The organism is Streptomyces sp. SD31, from assembly GCF_052068475.1.
Lineage (GTDB): Bacteria > Actinomycetota > Actinomycetes > Streptomycetales > Streptomycetaceae > Streptomyces.
In genome coordinates this window covers 643,889-670,294 of record NZ_JBQHCX010000001.1, presented here as the reverse complement: position 1 = coordinate 670,294, position 26,406 = coordinate 643,889, and the positions used below count along the sequence as shown (strand labels likewise).

The window sequence follows — 26,406 nt, the reverse complement described above, 5'->3', positions numbered from 1 at the left end:
CCCGGACCAGCGCCGAGAGGCCAAGCCCTCACCGCCTGGTGTACGTCAGCTTCTCCCCGCTGTTCGTGTTCACCCGCTCCAGCCTGCCGTCCGACAGCACCGTGACCTCGGTGGCGTCGCCCGGTGAGCAGGCGGTGGGCGGCTCGCCGGCTGTCACCTTGGACGGGCCCATCTCCAACGGGCCCGTCTCGCCGGGCTCTTCGGACAGTGGCGCCTCGAACTCGCAGTGGTAGGTGCCGGTGCCGGCGGGGCCGTCGGCGACCAGGGTCAGGACCGTGTCGCCCACTTCGCCCTGCCGGATGGTCAGCCGACGGGTGTTCTCGCCGTCGCCGTTGTCGATCGAGGCCGTCCAGGTGCCCAGGTAGGCCGCCGGGATGACGCCGTCCGGCGGGGACGAGGAGGGGGAGGAGGAAGGGGACGGGGAAGGGGAGGGGGAAGCGGAGGGGGTGGTCGGGGCGCCGCCGGTCGTGTCGTCGGCGCCGCCGTTCATGAGGGCGTACACCGAGCCGCCGGCGGCGAGTGCCACGACCAGCGCGACGACGATGAGCGCCGCCGTGGAACGGCCGCTTCGGCGGGGCTCTTCGGGTGGGGTGACGGGGAGGTAGGGCAGGGGTGGGGCGTACGGCGGGGTCGGGCCGTACGGCGGGGGGACGTACGGCGGTTGCTGCGTGGGCTGGGGGTGCGGGCCGCTCCGCGTCGCGGCCACGGTGGGGAGTTGGTCCGTCGGCGTCGCTGCGGCGTGTTCGGGTGAGGCCGCGGGAGTCGGCTCCACGGAGCCCGGCAGGGCCCCGGCGCCCGCCTCCGGCGCCCGCACCTCGGCCGGCCCCACCGGATCCTCCGCATCCAGCAACCGCACCGCGTGCCGCCCCAGTTGCGCCACCAGCGCACTAGGCAGCCACGGATCCCGGGACCGGCCGTCGCAGACGGTGTCCTCGGCCCCCGTACGCTCCAGGATCCGGTCCAGCGTCGGCCGGGCGCCGGGGTCCTTGCGCAAGCAGTCGCGCACCAGGTCGGCGATGCCCTCGGGCACCCCCTCCAGGTCGGGTTCCTCCTGGGCGATCCGGAACATCACGGCGTGCGCGCCGCTGTCGACGGAGCCGAAGGGCAGCGTGCCGGTCGCGGCGTACGCGAGCACCGAGCCCAGGCAGAACACGTCGCAGGCAGGGGTGATCCGGTCGCCGCGGACCTGCTCGGGCGCCATGAACCCCGGCGACCCGATGAGCGCGCCGGTGCGGGTGAGCCCGCTCTCGCCCACCGTCTCCAGCGCGCGGGCGATCCCGAAGTCGATGACGCGGGGTCCGTCGATGGTGACCAGGATGTTGGACGGTTTAAGATCCCGGTGCACTATCCCCGCGGCATGGATGTCCTTGAGCGCATGCGCGAGGCCGGCCGCCAGGATCCGTACCGACCGCTCGGGCAGCGCCCCGTGGTCGCGCCCCACGACCTGCTGGAGGCTCGGCCCGGCCACATACCCGGTGGCCACCCAGGGCACCTCGGCCTCGGTGTCCGCGTCGAGCACCGGCGCGGTCCAGAACCCGCCGACCCGCCGCGCGGCCCGCACCTCCTGCCGGAACCGGTCCCGGAACTCCTCCTGCGCGGCGAGCTCCCGCCGTACGAGTTTGACGGCGACGGTACGGCCACGGTCGGAGCGGGCGAGATAGACGTCCCCCATGCCGCCTGCCCCCAGCCGCGCCACCAGCCGATACGCCCCGATCTGCCGCAGATCACCCGGCCCGAGCTTCTCCATCGCACGCCCCCAACCCCACCCCACGCCAGCCCCCGCTTACGCGACGGCCCCACGATAGTGCGGCATATGGGGAGGTGAGAGGGGGCGGCGTCTACGGTTCCGTAACAGGAACGGCGAGCTGGTCGAGCACCTTCGACAACCGTTCCAGAACCCGTACGGCATCGGCGAGTTCCGTCTGCCCGAAGGCCTCCGCCAGCCGGTCCGCGAGGGCCGCGTGCCCGGGGTCGATCCGGGAGATCGCCGCCCGCCCCTCGTCCGTCGGCGCGAGGAGCTTGGCGCGGCGGTGGGCCGGGTTGGGCCGGTACTCGGCGAGGCCCTTGTCCACCAGCAGATCGGCGATGCGCTGCACGCTCTGCCGGGTGATGCCCATGGCACGGGCGATGCCGGCGACGGGGAGGGGCTCGCCGAGCACCGCGCCCAGCACCTGCCACCAGGCCGCCGTCAGCCCGGCCGGCCGGGCCAGTTCCTCGGCGACCGCGAGGAACTGGCCGTTGAGCCGGAAGACACCGAGCGCGCTGCGGCTGAGCAGGTCCTGACGTTCCTTCCGGCTCACAGGACGCCGGCCTTCTCGAGTACGGCGTACGCCGTCGCGTCGGAGTCGTGGAACAGGCGGTACCAGGCGTCGACGGCCTCGTCGTCGTACACCTTCAGCAGCCGCAGGATCTCCCGGGCGAAGGCGACGGGCTCGGTGGGGCCGGCCGTCACGAGCCCCCTGTCGGTGACGGCGTCGGCCTCGACGTACCGCTCGCCGCCGCCGTAACCGGTCGCGGCCAGGTAGAAGGAGACGGCGCTGGTGTGGTCCCGGTCGTCGAGCAGGCCTTCGCGGGCCAGTCCGGCGGTGGCACCGCAGATCGCGGCGACCGGCACACCGGCGTCGAGGAACTCCCGCGCCTTGCGGGCGAAGGGGGCGAGGTCGTCGCCTGTGTCCCAGAGGTCGGCGCCCGTGAGGATCAGCAGGGACGCGTCGGACGGCCGTACGTCGTCCAGGGCCAGGTCGGGCTGGATGCGGAGGCCGCCGACGGTGGTGACGGGCTCGCGGGTGGGGCCGACGGTGCGGATCTCGTATCCGGCGCGAGCGAGCTGCGCGGTGGCGTGACCCGGCTCCCAGTCGGCCAGGGTGGCGTAGACGGCGAGGTACACGGGCTTGCTCATGGCTCCTCCTGGAAACCTCGAAGATGACAATATGCTGTCACTTAGACAGCTTGCTGTCAATGGACTTCTGGCGTGCCCTTCGTCGACAACCTGTCGCGGAAACCCACCGACCGCAGACAAGACGCCGATGTCGCGCCCGTGTCCCGGACACCTACGCTCGCCGCATGACCCCTCATCCCGATCCCGAGGTCGGCGCCGCCGTGAAGGCCGCGGACCGTGCGCATGTGTTCCACTCCTGGTCCGCGCAGGAGCTCATCGACCCGCTCGCCGTCGCCGGCGCGGAGGGGTCGTACTTCTGGGACTACGACGGCAGGCGTTACCTCGACTTCACCAGCGGGCTCGTCTACACGAACATCGGCTACCAGCACCCGAAGGTCGTCGCCGCGATACAGGAGCAGGCCGCGAGGATGACGACCTTCGCGCCCGCCTTCGCCGTCGAGGCCCGGTCCGAGGCGGCGCGGCTGATCGCCGAGCGGACTCCTGGCGACCTGGACAAGATCTTCTTCACCAACGGCGGCGCGGACGCCGTGGAGCACGCCGTACGGATGGCGCGGCTGCACACCGGGCGGCCGAAGGTGCTGTCGGCGTACCGGTCGTACCACGGGGGCACGCAGCAGGCCGTGAACATCACGGGTGACCCGCGCCGCTGGGCCTCCGACAGTGCCACCGCCGGTGTCGTGCACTTCTGGGCGCCCTTCCTCTACCGCTCCCGCTTCTACGCGGAGACCGAGGAGCAGGAGTGCGCGCGGGCGCTGGAGCACCTGGAGACGACGATCGCCTTCGAGGGGCCGTCGACCGTCGCCGCGATCATCCTGGAGACGATCCCGGGGACCGCGGGGATCATGCTGCCGCCGCCCGGATATCTGGCCGGCGTGCGCGAGCTCTGCGACAGGTACGGGATCGTCTTCATCTTGGACGAGGTCATGGCGGGGTTCGGGCGGACCGGTGAGTGGTTCGCGGCGGATCTGTACGACGTCACCCCCGACCTGATGACCTTCGCGAAGGGCGTGAACTCCGGTTACGTGCCGCTGGGCGGGGTGGCCATCTCCGGGCCCATCGCCGAGACCTTCGCGAAGCGGCCGTACCCCGGCGGTCTCACGTACTCCGGTCACCCGCTGGCCTGCGCGGCCGCCGTCGCGACGATCAACGTCATGGCCGAGGAGGGCGTCGTCGAGAACGCCGCCCGGCTGGGCGCCGAGGTGGTCGGGCCGGCGCTGCGCGAGCTGGCCGAGCGGCACCCCTGCGTGGGTGAGGTGCGCGGTGTCGGCATGTTCTGGGCGGTCGAGCTGGTGCGGAACCGGGAGACCCGTGAGCCGCTGGTGCCGTACAACGCGGCCGGCGAGGCGAACGCCCCGATGGCGGCGTTCGGCTCCGCCGCGAAGGCCGGGGGCCTCTGGCCGTTCGTGAACATGAACCGCACCCATGTCGTCCCGCCGTGCAACGTGAGCGAGGCCGAGCTGAAGGAGGGGCTGGCGACGCTGGACGCCGCGCTGTCGGTGGCGGACGAGTACACCGAGTAGGGATGGGGCGGGTAGGGGCGGCGGGGGGCGAGAAAACCGCCCTTCCCCGCGGAAACGTCCCCCGGCACCCGAACGCGTAAGGTGGCGTGCTCGTAGACATGTACGTGCACGCCACCTCATCGCGACGACGGGAGACGCCCTGACCATGCCCGGCAACGGCAGCAACGGCTCCGTGACCCGGAGCACCCTGCGGCAGCAGATCGCGGACGCGCTGCGGGACGAAGTGCTGGCCGGGCGTTTGCAGGCGGGGCGGGAGTTCACCGTCAAGGAGATCGCCGAGCAGTACGGAGTGTCCGCGACCCCGGTACGCGAGGCACTCGTCGACCTCTCCGCGCAAGGCCTCCTCGAGGCCGACCAGCACCGCGGCTTCCGCGTCCACGAGTACTCCGTCGAGGACTACCGCGGCATCATCGAGGCCCGCGGCCTGGTCATCACCGGCATGTTCCAGGTCCTGGCCACCGACACCGCCCGCCACCGGGACCCCGACGACCCCCGCGTCCACGCCGCCGTGGTCGGGGTACGCCGCCGCGCCGAGGAGGCGCAGCGCGCCGCCACCGCCGGCGACCTCACCGTGCTCATCGGCTACGACCTGCGCTTCTGGCGCGAGCTCGGCGCCCTCTTCGGCAACCCCTACCTCGCCGACTTCCTGCACCGGCTGCGTGTGCAGTCCTGGGTCTGCGCGGTCCAGCATCTGCGCCGCCTCGACGACCTGCGCGGCCACCTGTGGTCCCGCCACACCGACCTGGTCGACGCCCTGATGCGCCGCGACCTGCCGACGGCCCGCTCGATCATCGCCGCCCACGACGCGGACTCCCTCGCCCTGATAGAGCGGCTGACGTCCGGATGACCCACGAGCGGGAGCTGCGGGAGGCCCCGCGTCACCGCGCGCCCCTTGGTTACCGGGAAGTTGGTGGGCGGTCCGGGTAGGTGGGTGGACGGAGTGTGGGTATGGGACCTGCACGAGCGGGGACTTGCCTGAGGAGTCCCATGAAGACCCGCATGAAGTCCCGTAAGAGGGGCTCCGCCCCCGAGCCGCACCGATTACCCTGCCCTGACCGACGTGCTATGCGAGGAGCCCTCTTTTGGCCTGTGACCTGTGGCTGGTACCGCTTGTCGACGTGTTGTGCCACACCCCCGACAACCCCTTCGCCGAGGAACTCGCGCAATACAACAAGGTGCTCGCCGAGGCCGGGCTGCCGCCGGTGCCGGTGTACCAGTACATGCCGGGCCTGTCCGGCGACGTCGCCCCGGTCGCCGGGTTCGACTACGACGCGCTGCACTTCCTGCGCCGCGCGTACCTGCTCCAGGTGTGCGGCCTGCCGGTGACCCCGGTCGACGAACTGGGCGGCGACTACGAGCAGCTCCTGGAGATGTTCGAGACCACGGCCCAGCAGTCGCACCTGGTCTGGCACTACGACCACGCGGGCGCCTATGTCCCCGTCGACTTCCCGAACCCGCTCTCCAACGACGAACTCCTCGCGGGCGGCGGTCCCTTGGGCTCCTCGCAGGGGCTGCTGCGGGAGCTGGAGTTCGTGGCCCCGGTCATCGGCGTCGACCCGGCCAACCCGCCGACGGCCCCGCAACCTCCGCTCGCGCCCACGGCCCTGGAGGAACCGGCGGTCCCCGCCCCGTACGACCCGAGCCCCTTCGCCCGCGAACGGCATGTGTGGCTGGGGCTGCACGCGGCGGCGACGCGGAGCCTGGCGCAGGGTTCGATGATCGTCTTCAGCTGACCTGCTTCCGCTGACCTGCTTCAGCTGCCTACTTCAGCTGGGACAACCCCTTCTGCACGTCCTCGAAGTTCATCACCGGTGAGTAGTCCACCTCGGCGCCGAACTTCTCGAAGAGCGGCTCGGTGAGCGGTGGCATCTGGGAGGGGTCCTGCATGTCGAAGAACAGGAACATCGTGCGGACCCCGGCGTTCGCGGTGAAGTAGGAGGCCTCCGGCTTGAAAGCCTCCATGATCTCCCGCATGACCTGGGGCATCTGGCCGCTGCGGATGACGTCGTTCGTCTTCTCCGTGTCGAGATGGGCCTGGAGCAGCACACGCATGACGCACCTTCTTCTGATCGCCGCTGAACCGTACGACCTCACGCTAGGGGCGGTATGCGCGTTTCGCCCGCTCACTACTCCATCGGAAGTTGGGGGGGCAGCTCCGCTCGACGGTGAGCAGCGCGAGGTGCAGCACGTGTGCGCCACTCCAGTCCGGCTCGTCCTTCCCGCCGTCGTCGGCCCCGGATCACCGCCGGTCATCCGCCCGAGCCAGTCGGCGACGTCCCGGCCCTCCTCGCCGTCGACTCTGATCGCATCGAACTGGACGCCCGCCTTGTGGAGTCCAAAACCCCGACGGCCCAGGCCTCACCGTCTCCGGCAAGGCCTGGGCCGCCTTCACCTCACCGGCCTGCCAGGCCGAGGGGTGCCTCAGCGCCTCGTCACAGCGGACCGCCGGGCTACGGATCGGCTAGTTCCCGAAGTTGACGGACCCGTGGATGTCCCGCGCCTGGACGAGATTGCCATGGACCGTGCCGTCGGCCTTGTTGTTCACGTCACCGGAGCCGGTCGATGCGGGCGCGGGCTCAAGTGCCTCGGCCTGACGGCGCCAGACGTCGAGCGCCGCGGCGAAAGCGGGATCCTGGCCGGCGCGCAACGCCAGCACCTCGGCCAGTTCGTGGGCGCGCTGCTCGCTGTTCGCCGCCTGCGTGAGAGCCGTCAGCTCCGCCTCGCCGCCCAGCTCTCCGCTCCTTGACCGGCGGGTGACCAGTTCACGCAGGGTTGTCCAGGTCTGCTGCCCCGCCGCACTCGCGGTGCCGCCCGCGACAGCCATGAGCAACTCAGGTGGGATCGGGTCCACGGGCGCCCTCCGATGTCGTCCTTCAGCGGCATGCGGTGCGGCTTGAGCCTAGAGCACCGCGGACGACCCCTGCGCTTGAACTCCCTTACGCTCACTGCCTGTTGGGTTCGTCGCAGCGCACCGGGATCGCCGACGAGCAACACGAACATCAACGTCGTTCACCGCGTGAACGGGCGAAGGACGTGTACCGCGAGACCGGTCCCCCGGGCTCGCGGTACACCGTCTTTCACGCGATCGTCGGCTGGCACCCGTGACCGATGGCCGCAGGTCCAGCACATGTCCTAAAGGCATGTCCTACAGGAACGAGTTGATCTCGATCGTCTCGTCCCGGCCCGGCCCCACCCCGATCGCGGAGATCGGCGCGCCGGACATCTCCTCCAGCGCCTTGACGTACGCCTGGGCGTTCTTCGGCAGGTCGGAGAAGGACTTGGCCTTGCTGATGTCCTCGCTCCAGCCCGGCAGCATCTCGTAGACCGGCTTCGCGTGGTGGAAGTCGGTCTGGGAGTACGGGAGTTCCTCGACGCGCTTGCCGTCGATCTCGTACGCCACGCAGACCGGGATCTGCTCCCAGCCGGTCAGGACGTCCAGCTTGGTGAGGAAGAAGTCGGTCAGGCCGTTCACGCGGGTCGCGTAGCGGGCGATCACCGCGTCGAACCAGCCGCAGCGGCGGTCACGGCCGGTCGTCACGCCCCGCTCGCCACCGATGCGGCGCAGCGCCTCGCCGTCCTCGTCGAACAGCTCGGTCGGGAACGGGCCGGCGCCGACGCGGGTCGTGTACGCCTTGAGGATGCCGATCACGCGGCTGATCTTCGTCGGGCCCACGCCCGCGCCCGTGCAGGCGCCGCCCGCGGTCGGGTTCGAGGAGGTGACGAAGGGGTACGTGCCGTGGTCGATGTCGAGGAGGGTGCCCTGGCCGCCCTCGAAGAGGACCACCTTGTCGTCCTCCAGCGCCTGGTTGAGGACCAGGACCGTGTCGGCGACGTACGGCTCGATCTTCGCGGCGTAGCCCAGCAGCTCCTCGACGACCTGGTCGACGGCGATCGCGCGCCGGTTGTAGAGCTTGGTGAGGATCTGGTTCTTGGCGTCGAGGGCGGCTTCGACCTTCTGGGTCAGGATCGACTCGTCGTAGAGGTCCTGCACGCGGATACCGACGCGGTTGATCTTGTCGGCGTAGGTCGGGCCGATGCCCCGACCGGTCGTGCCGATCTTCCGCTTGCCGAGGAAGCGTTCCGTCACCTTGTCGACCGTCACGTTGTACGGCGTGATGATGTGTGCGTTTCCACTGATGAGGAGCTTGGACGTGTCGACGCCGCGCTCGTTCAGACCGCTCAGCTCGGAGAGCAGGACCGACGGGTCGACGACGACACCGTTGCCGATGACCGGGGTACACCCCGGGGAGAGGATTCCGGAAGGGAGCAGGTGGAGGGCGTACTTCTGATCACCCACGACTACCGTGTGGCCGGCGTTGTTGCCGCCTTGGTAGCGCACCACATAGTCGACGGAGCCGCCTAGCAGGTCCGTCGCCTTTCCCTTGCCTTCGTCACCCCACTGAGCACCGAGCAGCACAAGTGCGGGCACGCGCGTACACCCCTTCCGGGCGGGGCATGTCCAAGGTCAGGGGTGTACACGGAGGGTCTTGACCGTGTACACCACGACAGGTCGCGACCGTCGTTGGCCGTGAACCGTCGGACCGGATGGCCCCGGAATAGACGAAGCCCCTGGCGCAATAGCGCAAGGGGCTCTTGCACAAAGATGCTACCCGAGGAAGCGAGGCATGGCCGAGGTGGCGACTTTCGCGATGTCCGATCAGCTGCTGGTGGTGATCGATCCGGCTGCCCGGCGGACGGACGGGGAGTCCGTCAGGATCGCGAAAGACGTGCTCAGCGCGGGTGCGGCGACGAAACTGTGCTTGCCGGAGGGGCCGGAGGAATTCGCCCGGGCACTGGCTCGGCGCGGGTCGCGGCGGCCCGTGGTCATCGGCGACGACCGGGCCCTGATGCGGGCCGTGTCGGTGCTGCACCGGCAGCGGCAGCTGGCCGAATGCCTGCTGTCGGTAGTGCCGGTCGGGGCCACGCTGTCGCTGGCCGGATCCCTGGGGGTGCCGACGGGGGCGGTGGCGGCGGCCCGGGCGGTGCTGGACGGTGTGGAGCGGCGCCTGGATCTCCTCATGGACGACAGTGACGGCGTGGTGGTGGGCGGGCTGCGGATCCCGCCGATACGGGACCCTGCCGCGCCGGAGGGGGCCACCGCAGTGGAGGCGGGAGCGGGGCGGCCCTGGTTGCGGACCTGCCAGTCGCTCGTACGAACGCTGGTACCGGCGCGGGGCGCCTCCCCGGTCGCATCGGGGCCGTCGCGACTGCGCGTCGAGGTCGACGGGGCGACCCTGGTGGACCTCGACCAGCCCGTGGAGGCGGTGTCGGTGGCGCCGGGGATCGCCGGGGTGGCCGCGGTGGAGGTGCGGCCGCTCTCGGTGGGCGCGGAGGCCTCACCGCTGCTGGCCGAGGGCCGGACCGTGACCGTGTCGGGGGCGCACTTCCGGTACCGGGCGGATGCGGTGGTGTCGGGGCCGCTGCGCAGACGGACGTGGACGGTCGGCGAGGGCGCGCTGCGGCTGGTGCTGCCGGCGTCGGCGTGAGCCGTCAGGCCTCTTCTTGCTCTCCGGGTTCCTTCTCCAGAGATACGGACCAGCCGCAACTCAGCGCAGCGACTCCACTACGTATCCGCAGTCGATCGCCAAACTCGCAGGTCAGCCCTGCCCAAAGGTCTTCTCCCGGTGCACCCGCCACCGCTCCATCATCGCCGCGAGCTCCCCCTCGATGAACTCGAAGAACGCGAGCGTCTCGGCCAGTCGGCGCCCCGCCGGAGTGGCCGCGCCGAGGCTGCTGACGCCCTCGCGCAGGGCGCTCTCCCACCGCTTGAGGACGGCCTCGCGGTTGGCCAGCGCCTCGTACCACTGGTCGCCGTGCACCCGGTAGCGCTCCCGGCGCGAGCCGGGCTCCCGCTCGCGCGACACCATGTGCGTCTGGGCCAGGTAGCGCACCGCGCCGGAGACCGCCGCGGGGCTGATCCGCAGTTGTTCGCTCAGTTCGGCGGAGGTCAGCACGCCCTTGTCGGAGGCGAGGAGCGCGGCGAAGACGCGGGCGGCCATGCGCTGCATCCCGGCCTCGACGAGCTGCGCCGCGAAGGACTCCACGAAGTTCGACACGGACTCCGCGTCCCGGCCGGCCCCGACTCCGACTGATTCCGTCATGCGTCCATCCTATGGGGCTTTATACGTTTCCTTAACTTCACAAATTTCTGAAAGAAGCGTACGTTCTGAACCATGACGAAGGCCAACCTCGCCATCGAGGTATCCGGACTGCACAAGTCGTTCGGCAAGACGCACGCGCTCGCCGGCCTCGACCTGGACGTCGAGACCGGCGAGGTCCACGGCTTCCTCGGCCCCAACGGCGCCGGCAAGTCCACCACCATCCGCGTCCTGCTCGGCCTGCTGCGCGCCGACGGGGGCGCCGCGCGGGTGCTGGGCCGCGACCCCTGGGCGGACGCGGTGGAGGTGCACCGCCGCATCGCCTACGTGCCGGGCGACGTGACCCTGTGGCGGAACCTGTCCGGCGGCGAGGTCATCGACCTCTACGGCCGTCTCCGCGGCAGCCTGGACACCCGACGCCGGGACGAGCTGATCGAGCGGTTCGAGCTGGACCCGACCAAGAAGGGCCGCACCTACTCCAAGGGCAACCGCCAGAAGGTCGCCCTCGTCGCCGCGTTCGCCTCGGACGTGGACCTGCTGATCCTCGACGAGCCGACCTCGGGCCTGGACCCGCTGATGGAGGAGGTCTTCCAGCGCTGTATCGAGGAGGAGCGCGAGCGCGGCCGTACGATCCTGCTCTCCTCGCACATCCTCAGCGAGGTCGAGGAGCTCTGCGACCGGGTCAGCATCATCCGCAAGGGCCGTACGGTCGAGAGCGGCTCGCTCGCCGACCTGCGCCATCTGACGCGCACGAGCGTCACGGCCGAACTCGCCGGTCCGCCCAACGGGTTGTCCCGTCTGCCGGGCGTCCACGACCTCGCCATTCAGTCAACGGAGAGGGGTCAGGGCCGCCGCGTCCGGCTCCAGGTCGACACCGACAAACTCGACGCCGTACTGCGCTCGCTCAGCGAGTCGGGCGTGCGGTCGCTGACGTCGACGCCGCCGACGCTGGAGGAGCTGTTCCTGCGGCACTACCAGGCCGACCAGGCCGACGTGAGCGACGTGGCCCGATGACCGCCACGGCTTTCGGCGTACGGCCGCCGGGCTCACGCCAACTCGCGGGCACCGGCACACTGTTGCGCTTCGCCCTGCGCCGCGACCGGGTGATGATCCCGGTCTGGGTGGCGGTGAACGCGCTGATGATCCTCTCCATGCCGAACACGCTGGAGAACCTGTACGCCACCCCCGCCGAACGCGCCGACCTCGTACAGAACACCGCCACCAACGCCTCCTTCCGCGCGCTGATCGGCCCGGCCTTCGACGACTCGATCGGCGCCCTGACGGCCTGGCGCGTCGGCGTCTACGCGGGCGCGCTCGCGGCCGTGCTGAGCCTGCTCCTCGTCGTACGGCACACCCGGGACGAGGAGGAGAGCGGCCGCCAGGAGCTGGTGGCGTCCGGGATGGTGGGGCGCCGGGCGTCCCTGACGGCGGCACTGCTGACGGCGGCGGTCGCGAACGCCGCACTGGCGCTCCTGGTCACGGTCGGGCTGTCCGCCCAGGGCGCCTCGGGGGCCCTGGCCCTCGGGCTCGGTCTCGCCGGGGTCGGCATGGTCTTCGCCACGCTGGCGGCGATCGTCGCCCAGTTCACGGAGAGCGCCCGGCTGGCACGAGGGCTGACGGCCGCGCTGGTGGGCGCCGCGTTCGTGCTGCGCGCGGCGGGCGACTCGGCTTCGGACGACGGTTCGTCGGCGCTGACGTGGGTTTCGCCGCTGGGCTGGCTGGAGAACCTGCGGGCCTTCGCGGGCGAGCGGTGGTGGGTGCTGCTGCTGTTCGCGGCGGCGGCTGCGGTGCAGGGCGCGGTGGCGTACGAACTCGCCGGGCGCCGGGACGTGGGCATGAGCTTCCTGCCCGCCCGGCCAGGCCCTGCCGACGGCCGCCTCGGCACGGCGGGCGCGCTGGCCTGGCGGCTGCAACGCGGGAGTGTGCTCGGCTGGTCGATCGGCTTCTTCCTGGCCGGGGTCGTCTACGGTGGGTTGACGGACGGGGTGGCCGACCTGGTCGGCGACAACGACAACGCCCGCGAGATCTTCCAGCGGATGGGCGGGCAGTCCGGCATCACGGACGCGTTCCTCGCGTCGATGGTCGGGATGCTGGGCCTGATCGCCGCGCTGTACGTCGTGGCATCGGTTCTGCGGCTGCACGGCGAGGAGACCTCGATGCGGGCCGAACCGCTCCTGGCGAACGCGGTGAGCCGACCGCGCTGGGCCGCCGGCCACCTGCTGATCGCCTTCGCCGGATCCGCCCTGATCATGCTGCTCGCGGGGCTGGGTTTCGCGGCCGGTTACGGCAGGCAGGTGGGCCCGATCCTGGGCGCCTGCCTGGTGCAGCTCCCGGCGGTGTGGGTCGTCGGCGGGCTGGCGGTCCTGCTGTACGGGGTGCTGCCGCGGGCGGCGATGGCGGCGTGGGGTGTTGCCGGGGCGGTGCTGCTGATCGGCTGGGTGGGGCCTGCGCTGGATGTTCCGCAGGCGGTGCTGGACGTGTCCCCGTTCGGGCATCTGCCGAAGTTGCCGGGTGGGGGGATGGAGTGGGGGTCGGTCGGGGTCCTGCTGGGGGTGGCCGTAGTGCTCACGGCTGTCGGCCTGGTGGGGTTGCGGCGGCGGGACATCACGACCTGACGGTGATTCGAACCATGTCGGAGGGCCGCGGACTTCCCCCTCTACCCCCACCTGCGGCCCTCAGCCGGACGTCCCGGTCATGGGCACCCGCCGTGACTGGCTCGCCCCGCCCTCACCTGCGAGACGCGTGAAGGAGACGACCTCTGCGGCGATATGGCATGGGCGGGTGTGAACGACCCTTCGACCGCGTGAGCCTCAACAACCCAAGCGATCAAGTCATCCACACTCGTCCACCCGCGAAAAGACGCCCCGCGCTACGACTTTGCCGAGGAACCGGGCAGCACGCCGGAGATCCGCGACAGCTTGCCGCCCCGCGTGCTGACGTAGATCCAGCCGTTGGCGCGGTCCAGTCCGACGCCGCAGACCTCGCCGAGACCGTCGGCCACCACACGCTGACGTCCCTTGGCCTCGCCGGCAGCCATGACGACCTCATGCAGCGTGCCGCCGCCCGGATGGGAGACGTATGCGTTGACTGCGCCATCCAGCGCTACGCGAACGCTGCTGCCGGGCTTCCCCAGGACCCCTCTCAGGCCACCTCCACCTGAAGCCCCTCCAACCCCCGGATCACAAAGTTCGGCTTCCTCTCCGGCTCCGCCGTCAGGCGCAGCGTCGGGGTCCGCTCCAGCAGCGCCGTCATCGACGCCGCCAGCTCGATCCGGGCCAACGGCGCTCCGATGCAGTAGTGGATGCCGGCGCTGAAGGAGATGTGCGGGTTGTCCTTGCGGGTGAGGTCCAGCCGTTCCGGGTCGGCGAACACCGCCGGGTCATGGTTCGCGGAGCCGAACAGCATCGCGATCTCCGACCCGCGCGGAATCGTCGTACCGTCGATCTCGATGTCGTCCAGCACCCACCGCTCGAAGAGCTGGAGCGGGGTGTCGTGGCGCATGAGCTCCTCGACGGCGGACGGGACCAGGGAGTGGTCGGCCCGCAGGGCGGCGAGCTGGTCGGGGTTGCGGAACAGGGCGTACCAGCCGTTGACGGTGGCGTTGACCGTGGCCTCGTGGCCCGCGTTCAGGAGCAGGACGCAGGTCGAGATCATCTCCTGCTCGGTCAGGCGGTCGCCCTCGTCGTACGCCGCGATCAGGCCGGAGATCAGGTCGTCGCCGGGCTCCTTGCGGCGCTCGGCGATCAGCTCCCGCAGGTACTCGGTGAACTCCACCGACGCCCGCACCGCCTTCGCCGCCGTCTCCTCGGACGGGTTCAGCTCATACATCCCGCAGATGTCCGCCGACCAGGGCCGCAGCGGGGCCCGGTCGGACTCGGGGATGCCCAGCATTTCCGCGATGACGGCCACCGGGAGCGGCTCGGCGACATCCGCCAGCAGATCACCGCCGCCCGCCTCGACGAGCCGTTCCACCAGCTCCCCGGCGAGGTTCGCCACGTACGGCTTCAGCTGCTCCACCGTGCGCGGCGTGAACGCCTTCGACACCAGCCGGCGGATCCGGGTGTGGTCCGGCGGCTCCAGGTCGAGCATGCCGTGGTCGTTGAGGGTGTGGAACGGCTCGTGTTCGGCGGGCGGCGCGGTGCGTCCGAAGTCCTCGTGGCTGAACCGGTGCTGGTACGTCCGGCCCAGCCTGCGGTCCCGCAGCAGCGCCGAGACGTCCGCGTGGTGCGGGACCAGCCACTGGTTCGTGGGCTCGAACCAGTGCACCCGGCCCCGGGCGCGCAGTTCGGCGTAGGCGGGGTACGGGTCGGCCAGGAACGCCGGCTCCCACGGGTCGAAGGCGAGGGGGGAAGGAGCTGCCATGCCCGGACGTTAGCCCGGCCTCCCCCTCCCTGACCAGGGGTGTCGGCTCAGCGGGCGTCGGCTCAGCCCGGCGTGACCAGCCGCGCCTCGTACGCGAACACCGCCGCCTGGGTACGGTCCCGCAGGCCCAGCTTCACCAGGATCCGGCTGACGTGGGTCTTGATCGTCGACTCGGCGACCACCAGCCGCTCGGCGATCTCCGCGTTCGACAGGCCCTGCGCGATCAGCACCAGCACCTCCGTCTCCCGCTCGGTCAGTTCCCCGTACGCCGCGTGGGCGGAGGACATCAGGCGCGGGGAGTCGGACAGCTTGGAGAACTCGGTGATCAGGCGCCGGGTGACGGAGGGGGCGAGGAGGGCCTCGCCGGCCGCCACCACCCGGACGCCGTCGGCGAGTTGGCGAGCCGAGGCATCCTTCAGCAGGAAGCCCGAGGCTCCCGCACGCAGCGCCTGGTACACGTACTCGTCGAGGTCGAAGGTGGTCAGCACCAGCACCTTGGACGTGCTGTCGGCCGCGACGATCTCCCGGGTGGCCTCGATGCCGTTCAGCTCCGGCATGCGGATGTCCATCAGCACGACATCGGGGGAGAGTTCACGGACCCGGTCCACCGCCTCGCGTCCGTTGACCGCCTCGCCGACGACCTCAATGTCCGGCATCGCGTTCAGCAGGACCGAGAAGCCCTCGCGCACCATCATCTGATCGTCCGCTATCAGTACGCGGATGGTCATGAGCCGTCCTCTGCCGTCATGGTGACCGGCAGGAACACGGCCACCTCATAGCCGCCGTCCTCCGTCCGGCCCGCCGTCATCTCGCCGCCCAGCATGCTGACCCGCTCCCGCATCCCGGTGATGCCGTGCCCCGCACCCGGTGAGGGCTTCAGCAGGGCCGACGCGGGCGGCGAGCCGTTGACTATGCGCAGGCCCAGACCGCCGAGGACGTAGCCGATCTCGACGCGGGCGCCGGCGCCGGGCGCGTGGCGCAGGCTGTTGCTCAGTGCCTCCTGCACGATCCGGTACGCCGACAGCTCGACGCCCTGCGGGAGTGTACGTACCGCTCCGGTCACCGTCTTCTCGACGTCCAGGCCCGCGTCCCGCACATTGGCCAGCAGCGCGTCCAGGTCGGCGAGGGTGGGCTGCGGGGCGTCCGGGGCCTCGTAGTCCTCGGCGCGGACGACGCCCAGGATGCGGCGCAGTTCGGTGAGCGCCGCCACCGCGTTCTCCCGGATGGTGGCGAAGGCCCGCTCCAGCTCCGGCGGCGGGTTCTCCACCCGGTAGGGGGCGGCCTCCGCCTGGATGGCGACGACCGACATGTGGTGGGCGACCACGTCGTGCAGTTCGCGGGCGATCGTCGTGCGCTCCTCCAGCAGGGTGCGCTTGGAACGCTCCTGCGCGGTCACGGTCTGCTGGGCGGTGACCTCCTGCCGCGCCTCCCGGCGTATGTGCCAGAGGGCGACGCAGAGCAGGGACATCGCGGAGACGACCATCATGGGCCCGGTGTTGGTGCCGTAGTAGCCCGGGCCGAAACCGGCCTCCGTCACCAGGCCGTACGCTCCCGTCACCAGCCACATCCACAGGGCCGTACGCGGCCGGGTGCGCACGGCCACGACCGTCAGCACCGTCAGATGGGAGGCGAAGGCGCCGGGCACCCACGGCCAGGCGCCCGCGCTGTGGCCGAGCACGCCGGAGAACGGGGTGGCGGCCATGGACAGCCAGAACGCTCCGACGGGCCGCACCATGGTCAGCAGCACGGGCATCACGCAGAGCGGACCGAGCAGCAGGGCCGAGCCACTGGAGTCGACCGTGGCGAGCATCAGCGTGAACAGGGCGGCCACCCCGATCAGCGCGTGCGGGGTCCAGGAGGCGTACTCCCGCAGACGCGTCGGCAGCCGCCTGGTCAGCGGGCCGTCGACCCGCATGCGGGACATCGGACGGTAGGCGAAGGCGTCGTGGATCAGGTCCTGGCGCAGCCCGCGCAGGGCCTCGGCGGCCATCCGGAACTCCGGGCTGCGCGGGTTGGCCCCGTCCCCCGGCGGCTGGGTCTGCGGGTGAGTCGTCTCGGTCACGTACAGAACGGTAGGCGCAGGGCCCAGTAGCGGTCGTCCCCAGTGAGAGGGGTTCCGGCAGGTCCATCTCAGGTACTACGGGTATCCCCGCTGGTCGCGCCCGGTACGGGCCCACCGGGACCCACGCTCAATACCCGGAGGGCCGCACCAGTCCCGACTCGTAGGCGAACACGGCCGCCTGCGTCCGGTCCCGAAGCCCCAGCTTCACCAGGATCCGGCCCACGTGGGTCTTCACGGTCTGCTCGGCCACGACGAGGCGTTCGGCGATCTCCGCGTTCGACAGGCCCTGGGCGATCAGCGCCAGGACCTCCGTCTCGCGCTCGGTCAGGTCGCCGACGCGTTCCTTCAGCGGGGCGCGGGGCCGGTCGTCGAGGCGGGAGAACTCGGTGATCAGCCGGCGGGTGATGCCGGGCGCGAGCAGCGCGTCGCCGGCCGCCACGACGCGTACCGCCTCGGCCAGCTGGTCGGCGGAGGCGTCCTTGAGGAGGAAGCCCGAGGCTCCCGCACGCAGCGCCTCGTACACGTACTCGTCGAGGTCGAAGGTGGTCAGCACCAGCACCTTGATGTGCGGTGACTCGGCGGTGATGCGGCGGGTGGCCTCGATGCCGCCGAGTTCGGGCATGCGGATCCGCGGGTGGCCACATGGCCGCCGACCATGAAGAACACGGCGAGGGTCTGGAAGGCCCAGGAGATCGGGGCCAGCCAGGGCAGGTAGTGGAGCGGGCTCCCGGTGCGCAGGCCGGTCCCGCCGTCCGCCACCAGGGCCGTCACCAGCCAGTGGCCGAGGACGACACCGAGGATGGCGAAGGCCCGCAGGGCGTCGACGGCCCGGTCCCGGTCGGCGGGGGTGACGGCGTCGACACGGGCGGCGCCCCGGCCCATGCCCAGCCACATGCCCCGCAGGCGCCCTTCGGCGCGGGGGCCGGCCATGTGCTCGGTCAGGGGCTCGACGACGGGCTCGGCCGAGGACTCAGCCATGGCGCACCTCCGAGGTCTCGCCCAGGACGATGCGGGCCAGGTTCGCCAGGGACGTGGAGCCCGGCCGGAAGTAGTCGCTGTGGCCGCCGTCGCCCGCCGCGAAGACCCGGGCGCCGAAGGACGGGGACATCGGGTCGGTGCCGAAGCCGACGACCGTGCCGAACAGGTCGAGCCTGATGTGCGGCACCTGAGCCACCCAGTCGTCGCTGCCGCGGGCCGCCCAGACGCGGGCCGGCGTGCGCAGGGCCGCCGTGGTGTCCGCGCCGGTGCCGGGGCTGCCGACCAGGGCGATGTCGTCCACGTCCAGGTGGGAGGCCGCACGGCCGCAGACCACCGAGCCGTAGGAGTGGCAGACGAGGGAGATGTGCGGCTCGCTGCCCCCCGGCCCGTTCGGCTCGGCGTCCGCGAGGGCGCGCAGCTGCCGTATGAACTCCCGCAGCTTCGGGGCCGCCTCCTCGGCTCGGCCCGCCGTCGTGACCGTGGTGCTGACCGTGGCCGGGGTTTCGTAGCCGAGCCAGGCGACCACCGCGGTGCCGGTGCCCTGCGGGGCCTCCCGGGTGAGGCGTTCGTGCAGGGCCCGGGCGGCGTCGCGGAAACGGTCGTAGGTGTCGATGGATGTGTCGGAGCCCGGGACCAGGACCGCGATGCGGTCGGCGTGGGCCAGGTCGCCGAAGACCTCCGTCGCGAGGCCGGGGCCGCGGCCGTCGAAGGAGAGGAAGTGACGGGACGGGTCGGCCATCGCGCGGTCCGCGGCGGCCCGTTCGCGGTTGCCGTGGGCCGCGGCCATGCGGGACGCCTCGGCGGCGTTGGCACGGTTGGCCGCGTACGTCTCGTCCAGGGTCGCCGCCGTCACCGGCGTGAGGGCTGCCGGGGCCGGGGCGGGGACCTCGGGACGGGCGGCACCGGACAGCGGGACGACCACGGCACCGGTGATCAGGGTGGCGAGCAGGGCCCGGCGCCATCTGTGACTGCGGTGGGCCTTCTTCTTCGGCTCGCTCGTCTTCCTCGGCTCACTCGCCCCGGCTGCGCCGACCCCCGTGGTCCGCCCCCTGGTCCGCCCCATGGTCGTCTTCCCTTCCAGTCCGCCCGGCCATCGGGCTTGTCTGGATGGGAAATTACGGATCCAGCCTCGTCGCCCGCGTCCCGCCAGGGAGCTCACCTGCGACGTAGCTCTCAGGTATTACGGGTACGAAGGGGCTCACCCAGTACGGGACAAGAGCCGCCGAGTCACCACGCCAACTGCGCGATCTCCTCCACCACCACCGCACACGCGTCCGCCGCCGGATCGATCAGCGGAAAGTGCCCGACGTCCTCCAGCAGCGTGAGACCGACCACCTCCCCCGCCTTCGCCGCCGCGTCCGCGTACGACTCGGCGACCGCCTGCGGGACGACGATGTCGGTGCGGCCCTGGACGAGCGTCGTGGCGATGCCGGTCGGGAGCAGGAGCGCGGGGTCGGCGTAGGGCCGGCGCTCGGCGAACTCCACTGCACCGCCCAGGAGTTGCCGCGCGGCACCCCCGCAGACGTCCAGCTTGTCGGCGACCGTGAAGTCGGCGATCGGGGCCAGGGCGACCACACCGCGCAGAGGGGCGGGGCGGTCCGTGCGCCAGGAGGCGTCCGCGGGCAGGACATGGCGGGCCGCCGCCCAGAGGGCCAGGTGGCCGCCGGCCGAGTGACCGGTGAGCACCATGCGGCGCGGGTCGGCCTGCGGGAGCATCTCCCGTACGAGCGCGGGCAGCGCGTCCAGCGCGGCGGCCACGTCGTCAAAGGTGTCCGGCCAGCGCCCGGCGACCGGTCCGCCCCCCGCAGGCGCAACCGCCACGCCGCCCGCGCCGTCCCCGCCCCGCCGATACTCCACATTGGCCACGGCGAACCCCCGCCGAGCCATGAAGTCCGCGAACGGCGTGACATGCCGCCGGTCGTACGGAGCCCGCCAAGCCCCGCCGTGCAGCAGGACGACCAGCGGGGCGAGGCCGCCCGGACCGGCCGCGCCGCGCGGCGCGTAGAAGTCGATCACCTGGTCGGGGTGGTCGCCGTACGAGGCGATGGCGTCGGGGTCGACGGGCGGGTGCGAGAAGGCCGACTCCTCTTCGGCAGCGGCCCGGGCTGCTGCGACGTCGTCCGGCATGCTCCAACCTCTCAGCGACGGAACGGATTTGCACGAATGGGGGTGGCGGACCAGGGGGAATTCGGCGCGCTGGCGGGGACGGTATCAGGCCGGTGACGTGCGCCAACACAGGGATGTCACGCTCGGTGAGGATTAAATGGTTCTATCGTTTCGTTACGCTGACCTCGCGGACCGCACCGCAGCTCGCCCCGCAGCCCGTACGTGACCAAGGAGGCCGATATGTCCGCCGAACCCGGCACCGTACGTCCCGGAGGGCGTACCGCGCGTGTCCGTGCGGCCGTCCTGCGGGCGGCCGGAGATGTGCTCGCGGAGCAGGGTTTCGACGGCCTCGACCTCGCGGACGTCGCCCGGCGCGCCGAGGTGGGCAAGACGACCGTGTACCGCCGGTGGGGCTCGGTGACGGGCCTGGTGGCCGACCTGCTCGCCGACATGGCCGAACAGTCGCTGCCGCGCGAGGAGACCGGGTCCGTGCTCGGGGACCTGCGGGCCAACGCGGCGCTGGTGCGGCGGACGTTGGCGGACGCCCGGCAGGGCGCCCTGTTCCGCGCCGTCATCGCCGCGGCGACCTGCGACGAACGTACGGCGCAGGCGCTGCGGCGGTTCTACGAGGTGCGGGTCGCGGAGTGGGCGCCGTGCGTGGAACAGGGCGTCGCCCGAGGGGAGTTGCCCGCCGGGACCGACGCCGAGGCGGTCGTACGGGCGGTGTCGGCGCCCTTGTACTACCAGTTGCTGACGACGGGGGTGATCCCCGACGCCCCCGCCGCGGAGCGCGCCGCGCGGGCCGCGCATGCGGCTGCCGTGGCGGGGGTGTACGTCGGTTAGCGCGGCGGCCCCTCGGCCGCCCCCTCCGGCACCCTTTCCTCCAGCACCTCCCCCGGCACCTCCGCCAGCACCTCCCCCAGCACCCGCGCCGCCCGCTCCACGTCCGCGAACCCGACGTACAGCGGTGTGAAACCGAAGCGCAGCACGTCAGGGTGGCGGAAGTCGCCGACCACGCCCCGTTCGATGAGCGCCTTCATGACATCCCCGGCGCCCTCGCAACGCAGCGCCACCTGGCTGCCGCGCTCCGCGTGCGCCGCCGGAGTCACCGACTCCACGCGCCCCTCCCCCACATACGCCCCGACGCACTCCAGGAAGAAGTCGGTCAGCGCGAGGGACTTGGCGCGCACCGCCTCGACCGACACGCCCTCCCAGACCTCCAGCGCGGCCTCCAGGGCCAGCATGGAGAGGATGTCCGGCGTGCCGACGCGACCGCGCAGTGCGCCCGCCGCCGGTTCGAAGTCGCCGCGCATGCCGAAGGGCTCGGCGTGCGAGTTCCAGCCGGGGAGCGGGGAGTCGAAGCGGTCCTGCAGATCGCTTCGCACATACAGGTACGCCGGTGAACCGGGCCCGCCGTTCAGGTACTTGTACGTGCAGCCGACCGCCAGGTCGACGCCGTGCTCGTCCAGCCCCACCGGCAGCGCGCCCGCGCTGTGGCAGAGGTCCCAGACGACGTACGCCCCCGCCGCGTGCACGGCGGCGGTGAGGGACGGCAGGTCGTGCAGGCGGCCGGTGCGGTAGTCGACGTGGTTCAGCAGGACGGCGGCCGTACGCCCGTTCAGCGCACCCGGCACCTGCGCGGGCGTCACGGGCCGCAGCGCGCACCCTGTCATCCGCGCCACCGACGAGGCGATGTACCCGTCCGTGGGGAAGGTCGTCGCGTCGACCAGGATCTCGTCCCGGCTTCCTGGACGGCCCGCCCCGCCGACAGCGGAGTTCGCCATCCGCACAGCGGCGACAAGTGCCTTGAAAACATTGACACTTGTCGAGTCACCGACCACGATCTGGCCGGGCGCCGCGCCCACCAGGGGAGCGATCCGGTCCCCGATCCGCTCGGGGGCGGTCCACCAGCCGCTCTCGCCCCAGGAGCGGATACGCAGCTCGCCCCACTGCCGCCGTACGACGTCCTCGACCCGCCCCGGCACGTTGGCCGGGAGGGCGCCCAGGGAGTTGCCGTCGAGGTAGACAACGTCATCGAGTACGAACTGCTTGCGGACGCCGGCCAGTTCGTCGGCCGCGTCCAGCGCCCCCGCCTTGGCGGCGAGTTCCGCGAACTCAGACATGGGACCTCGCCGTCCACAGCTCCGGGAACACGTTCTTCTGCGCGCGCTTCTCCAGCCAGGCCACCCCGGCCGAACCGCCGGTACCGGCCTTGGCGCCCATCGCGCGCCGGGTGGCGACGAGGTGGTCGTTGCGCCAGCGCCACACCAGTTCGGCGACATCGGTCAACGCCTCGCCGAGGCGGGCGAGTTCGGCGTTCTGGTCGCCGGAGTAGATCTCGGTCCAGACGGCCTCCACCGCGTCCGACGGCTCGTACCGCCGCGACACGTCGCGCTTCAGCACGCTCTCCGGGATCGCGCAGCCGCGCCGGGCGAGGAAGCGCAGCACCTCGTCGTACAGGCTCGGCTCGTGCAGCGCCTTCTCCAGTTCCGCGTGGACGCGCGGGGCGCCGCGGTGCGGGACCAGCATGGACGCGGACTTCTCGGCGAGCAGGAACTCCATGCGGCGGTACATCGCCGACTGGAAGCCGGAGCCCTCGCCGAGGGCGCTGCGGTATGCGTTGAACTGGGCCGGCGTGAGCTGGCCGAGCGGCTTCCAGGAGGCGTTCAGGGCCTCCAGTTCCCGTACGGAACGCTTGAGCGCGTCGATCGCCACCGGCACACGGTCCTCGCGGAGGGCGTTCGCGGCCGTCTCCCACTCGTGGACGATGACCGTGAACCACAGCTCCATCACCTGGGTCGTGACCAGGAAGACCATCTCTCCGGGGTCGTCGGAGAGGGTGTGCTGGAGGTGGGTGAGGACGTCCGCCTGTACGTAGTCCTCGTACGGCGTGGTGCCTGCGAAGTCGAGATGCGGAGTCGAGGGCTCTTCAGCCTCGTGAGCCTCGTGGGACATCGCTGTCTCCTGTGGTAACTCAGGGTAGCGGTCCGCCCCTGCCGTTACCGACACGGGGGCCCCGGTCCCCGCCGGGCATCTTCTTCGATGGTCCGCCGAAAATGCAAGGCCCGCCTGATCACACAGGCGGGCCCGGGAGAACACATCGGCGTTCGGCGATTAACCCAGCGTCTGGGCCGCCGTCGGCGAGGAGTCCTTCAGGAACTGCGTGCAGCGCTCGTACTCCTCCTGCTCGCCGATCGCTCCGGCGGCACGGGCGAGGGCGTGCAGGGCCCGCAGGAAGCCACGGTTCGGCTCGTGCTCCCAGGGGACGGGGCCGTGGCCCTTCCAGCCGTTGCGGCGCAGGGAGTCCAGGCCCCGGTGGTAGCCCGTACGGGCATAGGCGTACGACTCCACGACGCTGCCCCGCTCGAACGCGTCGTCGGCCAGCTGAGCCCATGCCAGCGAGGAGGTCGGGTACTTCGCGGCGACGTCCGCGGGCGCGGTCCCACCGGCGAGCAGCTCACGCGGGTCGGGATCGTCGGGGAGGTGGGTCGGGGGCGGTCCCCCGAGGAGGTTCTCGTGAATCGTCATGGGTTCCAGTCTGAGGCATGGGGGGCGCCGACCACGGCCACCCCCTCTCGACGCCGGCCCAGGCAATCCCAGCCCGTCCGGCGTTTGAGGACGAGGCCCGTTCAGGGCCGAAGCGGGGGTCTGGGGGCCGCAGGCCCCCAGGGACCGGGGTCGAAGGGGCAGCGCCCCTGGAGGATGGGACGGGTAGGGGCGGCGGGGGCGAAAACCACCCCTAGGAACCCCCACCCTCAGGCACCCTGCCCCGCACCGGCCGCCCCTCCAGCGGCGGCGCCACGACCCCGCCGTGGGTGCGGCACTCGGGGCGGGTGCAGTCCGGCGGCAGGCGGCGCACGGTCACGAAGGCGAGGACCGCTCCCACCACGAGGACCCCCGCGCACACGGACATCGCCCGACCGAAGGCGTCGTCGAAGGCCGCAGGCGAGCGGTACGCCTCCTGCCCCATCCCGGTCAGCAGAGGCAGCGCGGCCACGGCGACGAGACCGGCCGCGCGGGCCGCCGCATTGTTGATGCCGCTGGCCAGCCCCGCCCGCGCGACGTCCACGGAGGCGAGGACGGTGGCGGTCAGCGGGGCGACCAGGGTGACCAGACCGAAGCCGAGGACGAGGACGGCCGGCAGTACGTCCGCGACGTACGAGGCGTCCGGCCCCACGCGCAGCATCAGCAGCATGCCGGCCGCGCACAGCAGGGGCCCGACGGTGAGCGGGACACGCGGCCCGATCCGGTCGGCGAGGGCGCCGGAGCGGGCGGAGAGCAGCAGCATCAGGACGGTCGTCGGCAGCAGTGCCGTACCGGCGCCGAGGGCCGAGTAACCGGAGACGACCTGGAGCTGGAGCGCGGCGAGGAAGAAGAAGCCGCCGAGGGCCGCGTACACGCACAGGGTGACGAGGTTGACCGCGCTGAACTGGCGGGACGCGAAGATGTCGAGCGGCATCATCGGGTCGGGGCGCCGCTTCTCGACGACCACGAAGGCGATGCCGGCGGCCACCCCGGCGACCGCGGACACGGTGACGACGACCGAATCCCCACGGGCCTCGATCAGCGCGTACGTCACCAGGGCGAGGGACAGCGCACCGAGCGCCGAGCCGAGCACGTCGAAGCGGCCGTGCTTACGGCCGTCCCCCGACTCGGGGACATGCCGCAGCGCCACCGGCACACACAGCAGGGCCAGCGGGACGTTGAGCAGGAACACCCACCGCCAGCCCGGCCCGTCGACGAGCCACCCGCCGACAAACGGCCCGACCGCCGCACCGACGCCCCCGAACCCCGACCACAGGCCCACGGCCCGCCCCCGGTCGTCGGGATGGAAGGACGCCTGGATGAGCGCGAGCGACCCCGGCGTGAGGAGCGCCCCGCCGATCCCCTGCAACGCCCTGGCGGCGATGAGCACCCCCGCGTTCGGGGCGATCCCGCACAGCAGCGAGGCCACCGCGAACCACACGACCCCGATGACGAAGATCTTGCGGCGCCCGTACCGGTCCCCGAGGGAACCGCCGAGCAGGATCAGCCCGGCCAGCGTGAGCATGTACGCGTTGACGGTCCACTGGAGGGCGGCCAGGTCGGCGTCGAGGTCGCGGCCGATGCGCGGGAGGGCCACGTTGACGACGGTCGAGTCCAGCAGGGCCATGCTGGAGCCGAGGATGGTGGTGAGCAGGATCCACTTGCCCTGCGGGGAGGCCAGCCGAACGTCGGGCATGCCCTCAGGTATACAGCGAGCCCGGCGCCATGGCACCGGGCTCGCTGCGAGGTGGGTGAACGCTCGGGTTACTTGATCTTCGTACCCGTGGAGCGCAGGTTCGAGCAGGCCTCCGTCACGCGCGCGGCCATGCTCGCCTCGGCGAGCTTGCCCCAGGTGCGCGGGTCGTAGGTCTTCTTCGAACCGACCTCGCCGTCGACCTTGAGGACGCCGTCGTAGTTCTTGAACATGTGGTCGGCGACCGGACGCGTGAAGGCGTACTGCGTGTCGGTGTCGATGTTCATCTTGACGACGCCGTTGTCCAGCGCGGTCGCGATCTCCTCGGCGGTGGAGCCGGAGCCGCCGTGGAAGACGAAGTCGAACGGGGACGCCTTGCCGTACTTGGCGGCGACGCCCTCGTTCAGCTCCTTGAGCAGCTCGGGGCGGAGCACGACGTTGCCCGGCTTGTAGACGCCGTGGACGTTGCCGAAGGAGGCGGCGAGCAGGTAGCGCCCCTTCTCACCGAGGCCGAGGGCCTCCACCGTACGAATCGCGTCGTCGACGGTCGTGTACAGCGAGTCGTTGATCTCGTGCGAGACGCCGTCCTCCTCGCCACCGGTCGGGGTGATCTCGACCTCAAGGATGATCTTCGCGGCGCGGGCGCGCTCCAGCAGCTCCTGCGCGATGGACAGGTTGTCGGCGAGGGTCTCGGCCGAGCCGTCCCACATGTGCGACTGGAACAGCGGGTTCTCACCGCGCGCGACCCGCTCCTCCGACACCGCGAGCAGCGGCCGTACGTACCCGTCGAGCTTGTCCTTCGGGCAGTGGTCCGTGTGCAGGGCGACGGTGATGTCGTACTTCTTGGCGACGATGTGCGCGAACTCGGCCAGGGCGACGGCGCCGGTCACCATGTCCTTGTTGTGCTGACCGCCCAGGAACTCGGCGCCACCCGTCGAGATCTGGATGATGCCGTCGCTCTCCGCCTCCGCGAAACCGCGCAGGGCCGCGTGCAGGGTCTGGGTCGACGTCACGTTGATGGCCGGGTAGGCGAACTTGCCTGCCTTCGCCCGGTCGAGCATCTCGTTGTAGACCTCGGGGGTTGCGATGGGCATCTGTCCGCTCCTTGGAGTGTGCGGGTTGACGTACTACGTACGTAACTGCGTACGGCGTTCTTCTTACGG

25 protein-coding genes and 2 pseudogenes are annotated in these 26,406 nt (G+C 71.5%); 7 read left to right on the top strand and 20 right to left on the bottom strand.

What is annotated here, in order from left to right:
* Positions 1–28: 28 nt before the first annotated feature.
* From ACTMVF_RS03015 to ACTMVF_RS03005, 3 genes are all read right to left on the bottom strand, one after another.
* Positions 29–1,747, bottom strand: a complete 1,719-nt coding sequence (locus tag ACTMVF_RS03015) for a serine/threonine-protein kinase (protein WP_441269360.1) — start codon at positions 1,745–1,747, stop codon at positions 29–31.
* 91 nt (positions 1,748–1,838) lie between these two features.
* Positions 1,839–2,300, bottom strand: coding sequence for a MarR family winged helix-turn-helix transcriptional regulator (locus ACTMVF_RS03010; protein ID WP_441269359.1), 462 nt, complete (start codon positions 2,298–2,300; stop codon positions 1,839–1,841).
* Entirely contained in the window at positions 2,297–2,899 is a 603-nt protein-coding gene (locus tag ACTMVF_RS03005; RefSeq protein ID WP_441269358.1) for a type 1 glutamine amidotransferase family protein, read from the bottom strand. Before ACTMVF_RS03005 ends, ACTMVF_RS03010 begins: the two co-directional genes overlap by 4 nt.
* 164 nt (positions 2,900–3,063) lie before the next feature.
* Here ACTMVF_RS03005 and ACTMVF_RS03000 point away from each other — a divergent pair, with 164 nt between their 5' ends.
* The 3 genes from ACTMVF_RS03000 (at position 3,064) to ACTMVF_RS02990 (ending at position 6,152) form a co-directional block, all read left to right on the top strand.
* Complete coding sequence (locus tag ACTMVF_RS03000; RefSeq protein ID WP_441269357.1) at positions 3,064–4,419, top strand: aspartate aminotransferase family protein; 1,356 nt, start codon at positions 3,064–3,066, stop codon at positions 4,417–4,419.
* A 145-nt stretch (positions 4,420–4,564) separates the two neighbouring features.
* Entirely contained in the window at positions 4,565–5,266 is a 702-nt protein-coding gene (locus ACTMVF_RS02995; protein WP_441269356.1) for a GntR family transcriptional regulator, read from the top strand.
* A 235-nt stretch (positions 5,267–5,501) separates the two neighbouring features.
* Positions 5,502–6,152 carry a hypothetical protein gene (locus ACTMVF_RS02990; RefSeq protein ID WP_441269355.1) on the top strand — a complete coding sequence of 217 codons (651 nt, stop codon included), beginning with the start codon at positions 5,502–5,504 and terminating at the stop codon, positions 6,150–6,152.
* 28 nt (positions 6,153–6,180) lie between these two features.
* Here the strand turns inward: ACTMVF_RS02990 and ACTMVF_RS02985 are convergent, their stop codons facing one another.
* From ACTMVF_RS02985 to ACTMVF_RS02975, 3 genes are all read right to left on the bottom strand, one after another.
* On the bottom strand, positions 6,181–6,471 hold the full coding sequence (locus ACTMVF_RS02985) for a hypothetical protein (protein WP_441269354.1): 291 nt from the start codon (positions 6,469–6,471) through the stop codon (positions 6,181–6,183).
* A 409-nt stretch (positions 6,472–6,880) separates the two neighbouring features.
* On the bottom strand, positions 6,881–7,270 hold the full coding sequence (locus ACTMVF_RS02980; protein WP_441269353.1) for a hypothetical protein: 390 nt from the start codon (positions 7,268–7,270) through the stop codon (positions 6,881–6,883).
* 294 nt (positions 7,271–7,564) lie between these two features.
* Positions 7,565–8,848, bottom strand: coding sequence for an adenylosuccinate synthase (locus ACTMVF_RS02975; RefSeq protein WP_441269352.1), 1,284 nt, complete (start codon positions 8,846–8,848; stop codon positions 7,565–7,567).
* A 196-nt stretch (positions 8,849–9,044) separates the two neighbouring features.
* On the opposite strand from ACTMVF_RS02975, the gene ACTMVF_RS02970 reads away from it, so the two are divergent.
* On the top strand, positions 9,045–9,905 hold the full coding sequence (locus ACTMVF_RS02970; RefSeq protein ID WP_441269351.1) for a diacylglycerol kinase: 861 nt from the start codon (positions 9,045–9,047) through the stop codon (positions 9,903–9,905).
* Between the two features lie 111 nt (positions 9,906–10,016).
* Here the strand turns inward: ACTMVF_RS02970 and ACTMVF_RS02965 are convergent, their stop codons facing one another.
* Entirely contained in the window at positions 10,017–10,520 is a 504-nt protein-coding gene (locus tag ACTMVF_RS02965) for a GbsR/MarR family transcriptional regulator (RefSeq protein WP_441269350.1), read from the bottom strand.
* 72 nt (positions 10,521–10,592) lie between these two features.
* Here ACTMVF_RS02965 and ACTMVF_RS02960 point away from each other — a divergent pair, with 72 nt between their 5' ends.
* Both ACTMVF_RS02960 and ACTMVF_RS02955 read left to right on the top strand, forming a co-directional pair.
* Positions 10,593–11,531: an ATP-binding cassette domain-containing protein gene (locus ACTMVF_RS02960; protein WP_441269349.1), complete on the top strand. Its 939-nt coding sequence runs from the start codon at positions 10,593–10,595 to the stop codon at positions 11,529–11,531.
* Entirely contained in the window at positions 11,528–13,132 is a 1,605-nt protein-coding gene (locus ACTMVF_RS02955; protein WP_441269348.1) for an ABC transporter permease, read from the top strand. The genes ACTMVF_RS02960 and ACTMVF_RS02955 overlap by 4 nt, the downstream gene beginning before the upstream one ends.
* 254 nt (positions 13,133–13,386) lie before the next feature.
* Here the strand turns inward: ACTMVF_RS02955 and ACTMVF_RS02950 are convergent, their stop codons facing one another.
* The 8 genes and pseudogenes from ACTMVF_RS02950 to ACTMVF_RS02915 form a co-directional block, all read right to left on the bottom strand.
* A complete protein-coding gene (locus tag ACTMVF_RS02950) occupies positions 13,387–13,554 on the bottom strand; it encodes a hypothetical protein (protein ID WP_441269347.1) in 168 nt (55 codons plus the stop codon).
* Positions 13,555–13,658: 104 nt separating this feature from the next.
* A complete protein-coding gene (locus ACTMVF_RS02945; protein WP_441269346.1) occupies positions 13,659–14,879 on the bottom strand; it encodes a cytochrome P450 in 1,221 nt (406 codons plus the stop codon).
* A 62-nt stretch (positions 14,880–14,941) separates the two neighbouring features.
* On the bottom strand, positions 14,942–15,607 hold the full coding sequence (locus tag ACTMVF_RS02940) for a response regulator (RefSeq protein WP_403334544.1): 666 nt from the start codon (positions 15,605–15,607) through the stop codon (positions 14,942–14,944).
* The gene (locus ACTMVF_RS02935) at positions 15,604–16,941 is read right to left on the bottom strand and encodes a sensor histidine kinase (RefSeq protein WP_441269345.1); all 1,338 of its coding nucleotides are present in this window, start codon (positions 16,939–16,941) and stop codon (positions 15,604–15,606) included. Before ACTMVF_RS02935 ends, ACTMVF_RS02940 begins: the two co-directional genes overlap by 4 nt.
* 127 nt (positions 16,942–17,068) lie before the next feature.
* Positions 17,069–17,569, bottom strand: a pseudogene (locus ACTMVF_RS02930) (LuxR C-terminal-related transcriptional regulator); the annotation flags it as partial.
* A pseudogene (locus tag ACTMVF_RS02925) lies at positions 17,563–17,823 on the bottom strand (acyltransferase family protein); the annotation flags it as partial. The pseudogenes ACTMVF_RS02930 and ACTMVF_RS02925, both read right to left, overlap by 7 nt.
* Positions 17,824–17,911: 88 nt before the next feature.
* Entirely contained in the window at positions 17,912–18,982 is a 1,071-nt protein-coding gene (locus ACTMVF_RS02920; RefSeq protein ID WP_441269344.1) for an alpha/beta hydrolase, read from the bottom strand.
* 164 nt (positions 18,983–19,146) lie between these two features.
* A complete protein-coding gene (locus ACTMVF_RS02915) occupies positions 19,147–20,046 on the bottom strand; it encodes an alpha/beta hydrolase (RefSeq protein WP_441269343.1) in 900 nt (299 codons plus the stop codon).
* A 219-nt stretch (positions 20,047–20,265) separates the two neighbouring features.
* Here ACTMVF_RS02915 and ACTMVF_RS02910 point away from each other — a divergent pair, with 219 nt between their 5' ends.
* On the top strand, positions 20,266–20,868 hold the full coding sequence (locus ACTMVF_RS02910) for a TetR/AcrR family transcriptional regulator (RefSeq protein WP_441269342.1): 603 nt from the start codon (positions 20,266–20,268) through the stop codon (positions 20,866–20,868).
* On the opposite strand, the gene kynU is transcribed toward ACTMVF_RS02910, so the two are convergent.
* The 5 genes from kynU to fbaA all read right to left on the bottom strand — a co-directional run bounded on the left by kynU (position 20,865) and on the right by fbaA (position 26,337).
* Positions 20,865–22,148, bottom strand: a complete 1,284-nt coding sequence (gene kynU, locus ACTMVF_RS02905) for a kynureninase (RefSeq protein ID WP_441269341.1) — start codon at positions 22,146–22,148, stop codon at positions 20,865–20,867. The two genes, ACTMVF_RS02910 and kynU, sit on opposite strands and share 4 nt — an antisense overlap.
* Complete coding sequence (locus ACTMVF_RS02900) at positions 22,141–22,980, bottom strand: tryptophan 2,3-dioxygenase family protein (RefSeq protein ID WP_441269340.1); 840 nt, start codon at positions 22,978–22,980, stop codon at positions 22,141–22,143. Before ACTMVF_RS02900 ends, kynU begins: the two co-directional genes overlap by 8 nt.
* A 159-nt stretch (positions 22,981–23,139) precedes the next feature.
* Entirely contained in the window at positions 23,140–23,553 is a 414-nt protein-coding gene (locus ACTMVF_RS02895; protein WP_441269339.1) for a DUF3151 domain-containing protein, read from the bottom strand.
* 211 nt (positions 23,554–23,764) lie between these two features.
* Positions 23,765–25,246, bottom strand: a complete 1,482-nt coding sequence (locus tag ACTMVF_RS02890; protein ID WP_441269338.1) for an MFS transporter — start codon at positions 25,244–25,246, stop codon at positions 23,765–23,767.
* A 68-nt stretch (positions 25,247–25,314) separates the two neighbouring features.
* Positions 25,315–26,337, bottom strand: a complete 1,023-nt coding sequence (gene fbaA, locus ACTMVF_RS02885; RefSeq protein WP_403334521.1) for a class II fructose-bisphosphate aldolase — start codon at positions 26,335–26,337, stop codon at positions 25,315–25,317.
* Positions 26,338–26,406: the final 69 nt, after the last annotated feature.

Excerpts from the sequence above, each read along its gene's own strand:
- ACTMVF_RS02900 (WP_441269340.1), bottom strand. The coding sequence starts at position 22,980 with ATGTCCCACGAGGCTCACGAGGCTGAAGAGCCCTCGACTCCGCATCTC.
- ACTMVF_RS02895 (WP_441269339.1), bottom strand. The coding sequence starts at position 23,553 with ATGACGATTCACGAGAACCTCCTCGGGGGACCGCCCCCGACCCACCTC.
- fbaA (WP_403334521.1), bottom strand. The coding sequence starts at position 26,337 with ATGCCCATCGCAACCCCCGAGGTCTACAACGAGATGCTCGACCGGGCG.
- ACTMVF_RS02995 (WP_441269356.1), top strand. The coding sequence starts at position 4,565 with ATGCCCGGCAACGGCAGCAACGGCTCCGTGACCCGGAGCACCCTGCGG.
- ACTMVF_RS02950 (WP_441269347.1), bottom strand. The coding sequence starts at position 13,554 with ATGGCTGCCGGCGAGGCCAAGGGACGTCAGCGTGTGGTGGCCGACGGT.
- kynU (WP_441269341.1), bottom strand. The coding sequence starts at position 22,148 with ATGTCTGAGTTCGCGGAACTCGCCGCCAAGGCGGGGGCGCTGGACGCG.
- ACTMVF_RS02915 (WP_441269343.1), bottom strand. The coding sequence starts at position 20,046 with ATGCCGGACGACGTCGCAGCAGCCCGGGCCGCTGCCGAAGAGGAGTCG.
- ACTMVF_RS02945 (WP_441269346.1), bottom strand. The coding sequence starts at position 14,879 with ATGGCAGCTCCTTCCCCCCTCGCCTTCGACCCGTGGGAGCCGGCGTTC.
- ACTMVF_RS02940 (WP_403334544.1), bottom strand. The coding sequence starts at position 15,607 with ATGACCATCCGCGTACTGATAGCGGACGATCAGATGATGGTGCGCGAG.
- ACTMVF_RS02920 (WP_441269344.1), bottom strand. The coding sequence starts at position 18,982 with ATGGGGCGGACCAGGGGGCGGACCACGGGGGTCGGCGCAGCCGGGGCG.
- ACTMVF_RS03005 (WP_441269358.1), bottom strand. The coding sequence starts at position 2,899 with ATGAGCAAGCCCGTGTACCTCGCCGTCTACGCCACCCTGGCCGACTGG.
- ACTMVF_RS02910 (WP_441269342.1), top strand. The coding sequence starts at position 20,266 with ATGTCCGCCGAACCCGGCACCGTACGTCCCGGAGGGCGTACCGCGCGT.
- ACTMVF_RS02960 (WP_441269349.1), top strand. The coding sequence starts at position 10,593 with ATGACGAAGGCCAACCTCGCCATCGAGGTATCCGGACTGCACAAGTCG.
- ACTMVF_RS02965 (WP_441269350.1), bottom strand. The coding sequence starts at position 10,520 with ATGACGGAATCAGTCGGAGTCGGGGCCGGCCGGGACGCGGAGTCCGTG.
- ACTMVF_RS02970 (WP_441269351.1), top strand. The coding sequence starts at position 9,045 with ATGGCCGAGGTGGCGACTTTCGCGATGTCCGATCAGCTGCTGGTGGTG.
- ACTMVF_RS02985 (WP_441269354.1), bottom strand. The coding sequence starts at position 6,471 with ATGCGTGTGCTGCTCCAGGCCCATCTCGACACGGAGAAGACGAACGAC.
- ACTMVF_RS02890 (WP_441269338.1), bottom strand. The coding sequence starts at position 25,246 with ATGCCCGACGTTCGGCTGGCCTCCCCGCAGGGCAAGTGGATCCTGCTC.
- ACTMVF_RS03015 (WP_441269360.1), bottom strand. The coding sequence starts at position 1,747 with ATGGAGAAGCTCGGGCCGGGTGATCTGCGGCAGATCGGGGCGTATCGG.
- ACTMVF_RS02955 (WP_441269348.1), top strand. The coding sequence starts at position 11,528 with ATGACCGCCACGGCTTTCGGCGTACGGCCGCCGGGCTCACGCCAACTC.
- ACTMVF_RS03000 (WP_441269357.1), top strand. The coding sequence starts at position 3,064 with ATGACCCCTCATCCCGATCCCGAGGTCGGCGCCGCCGTGAAGGCCGCG.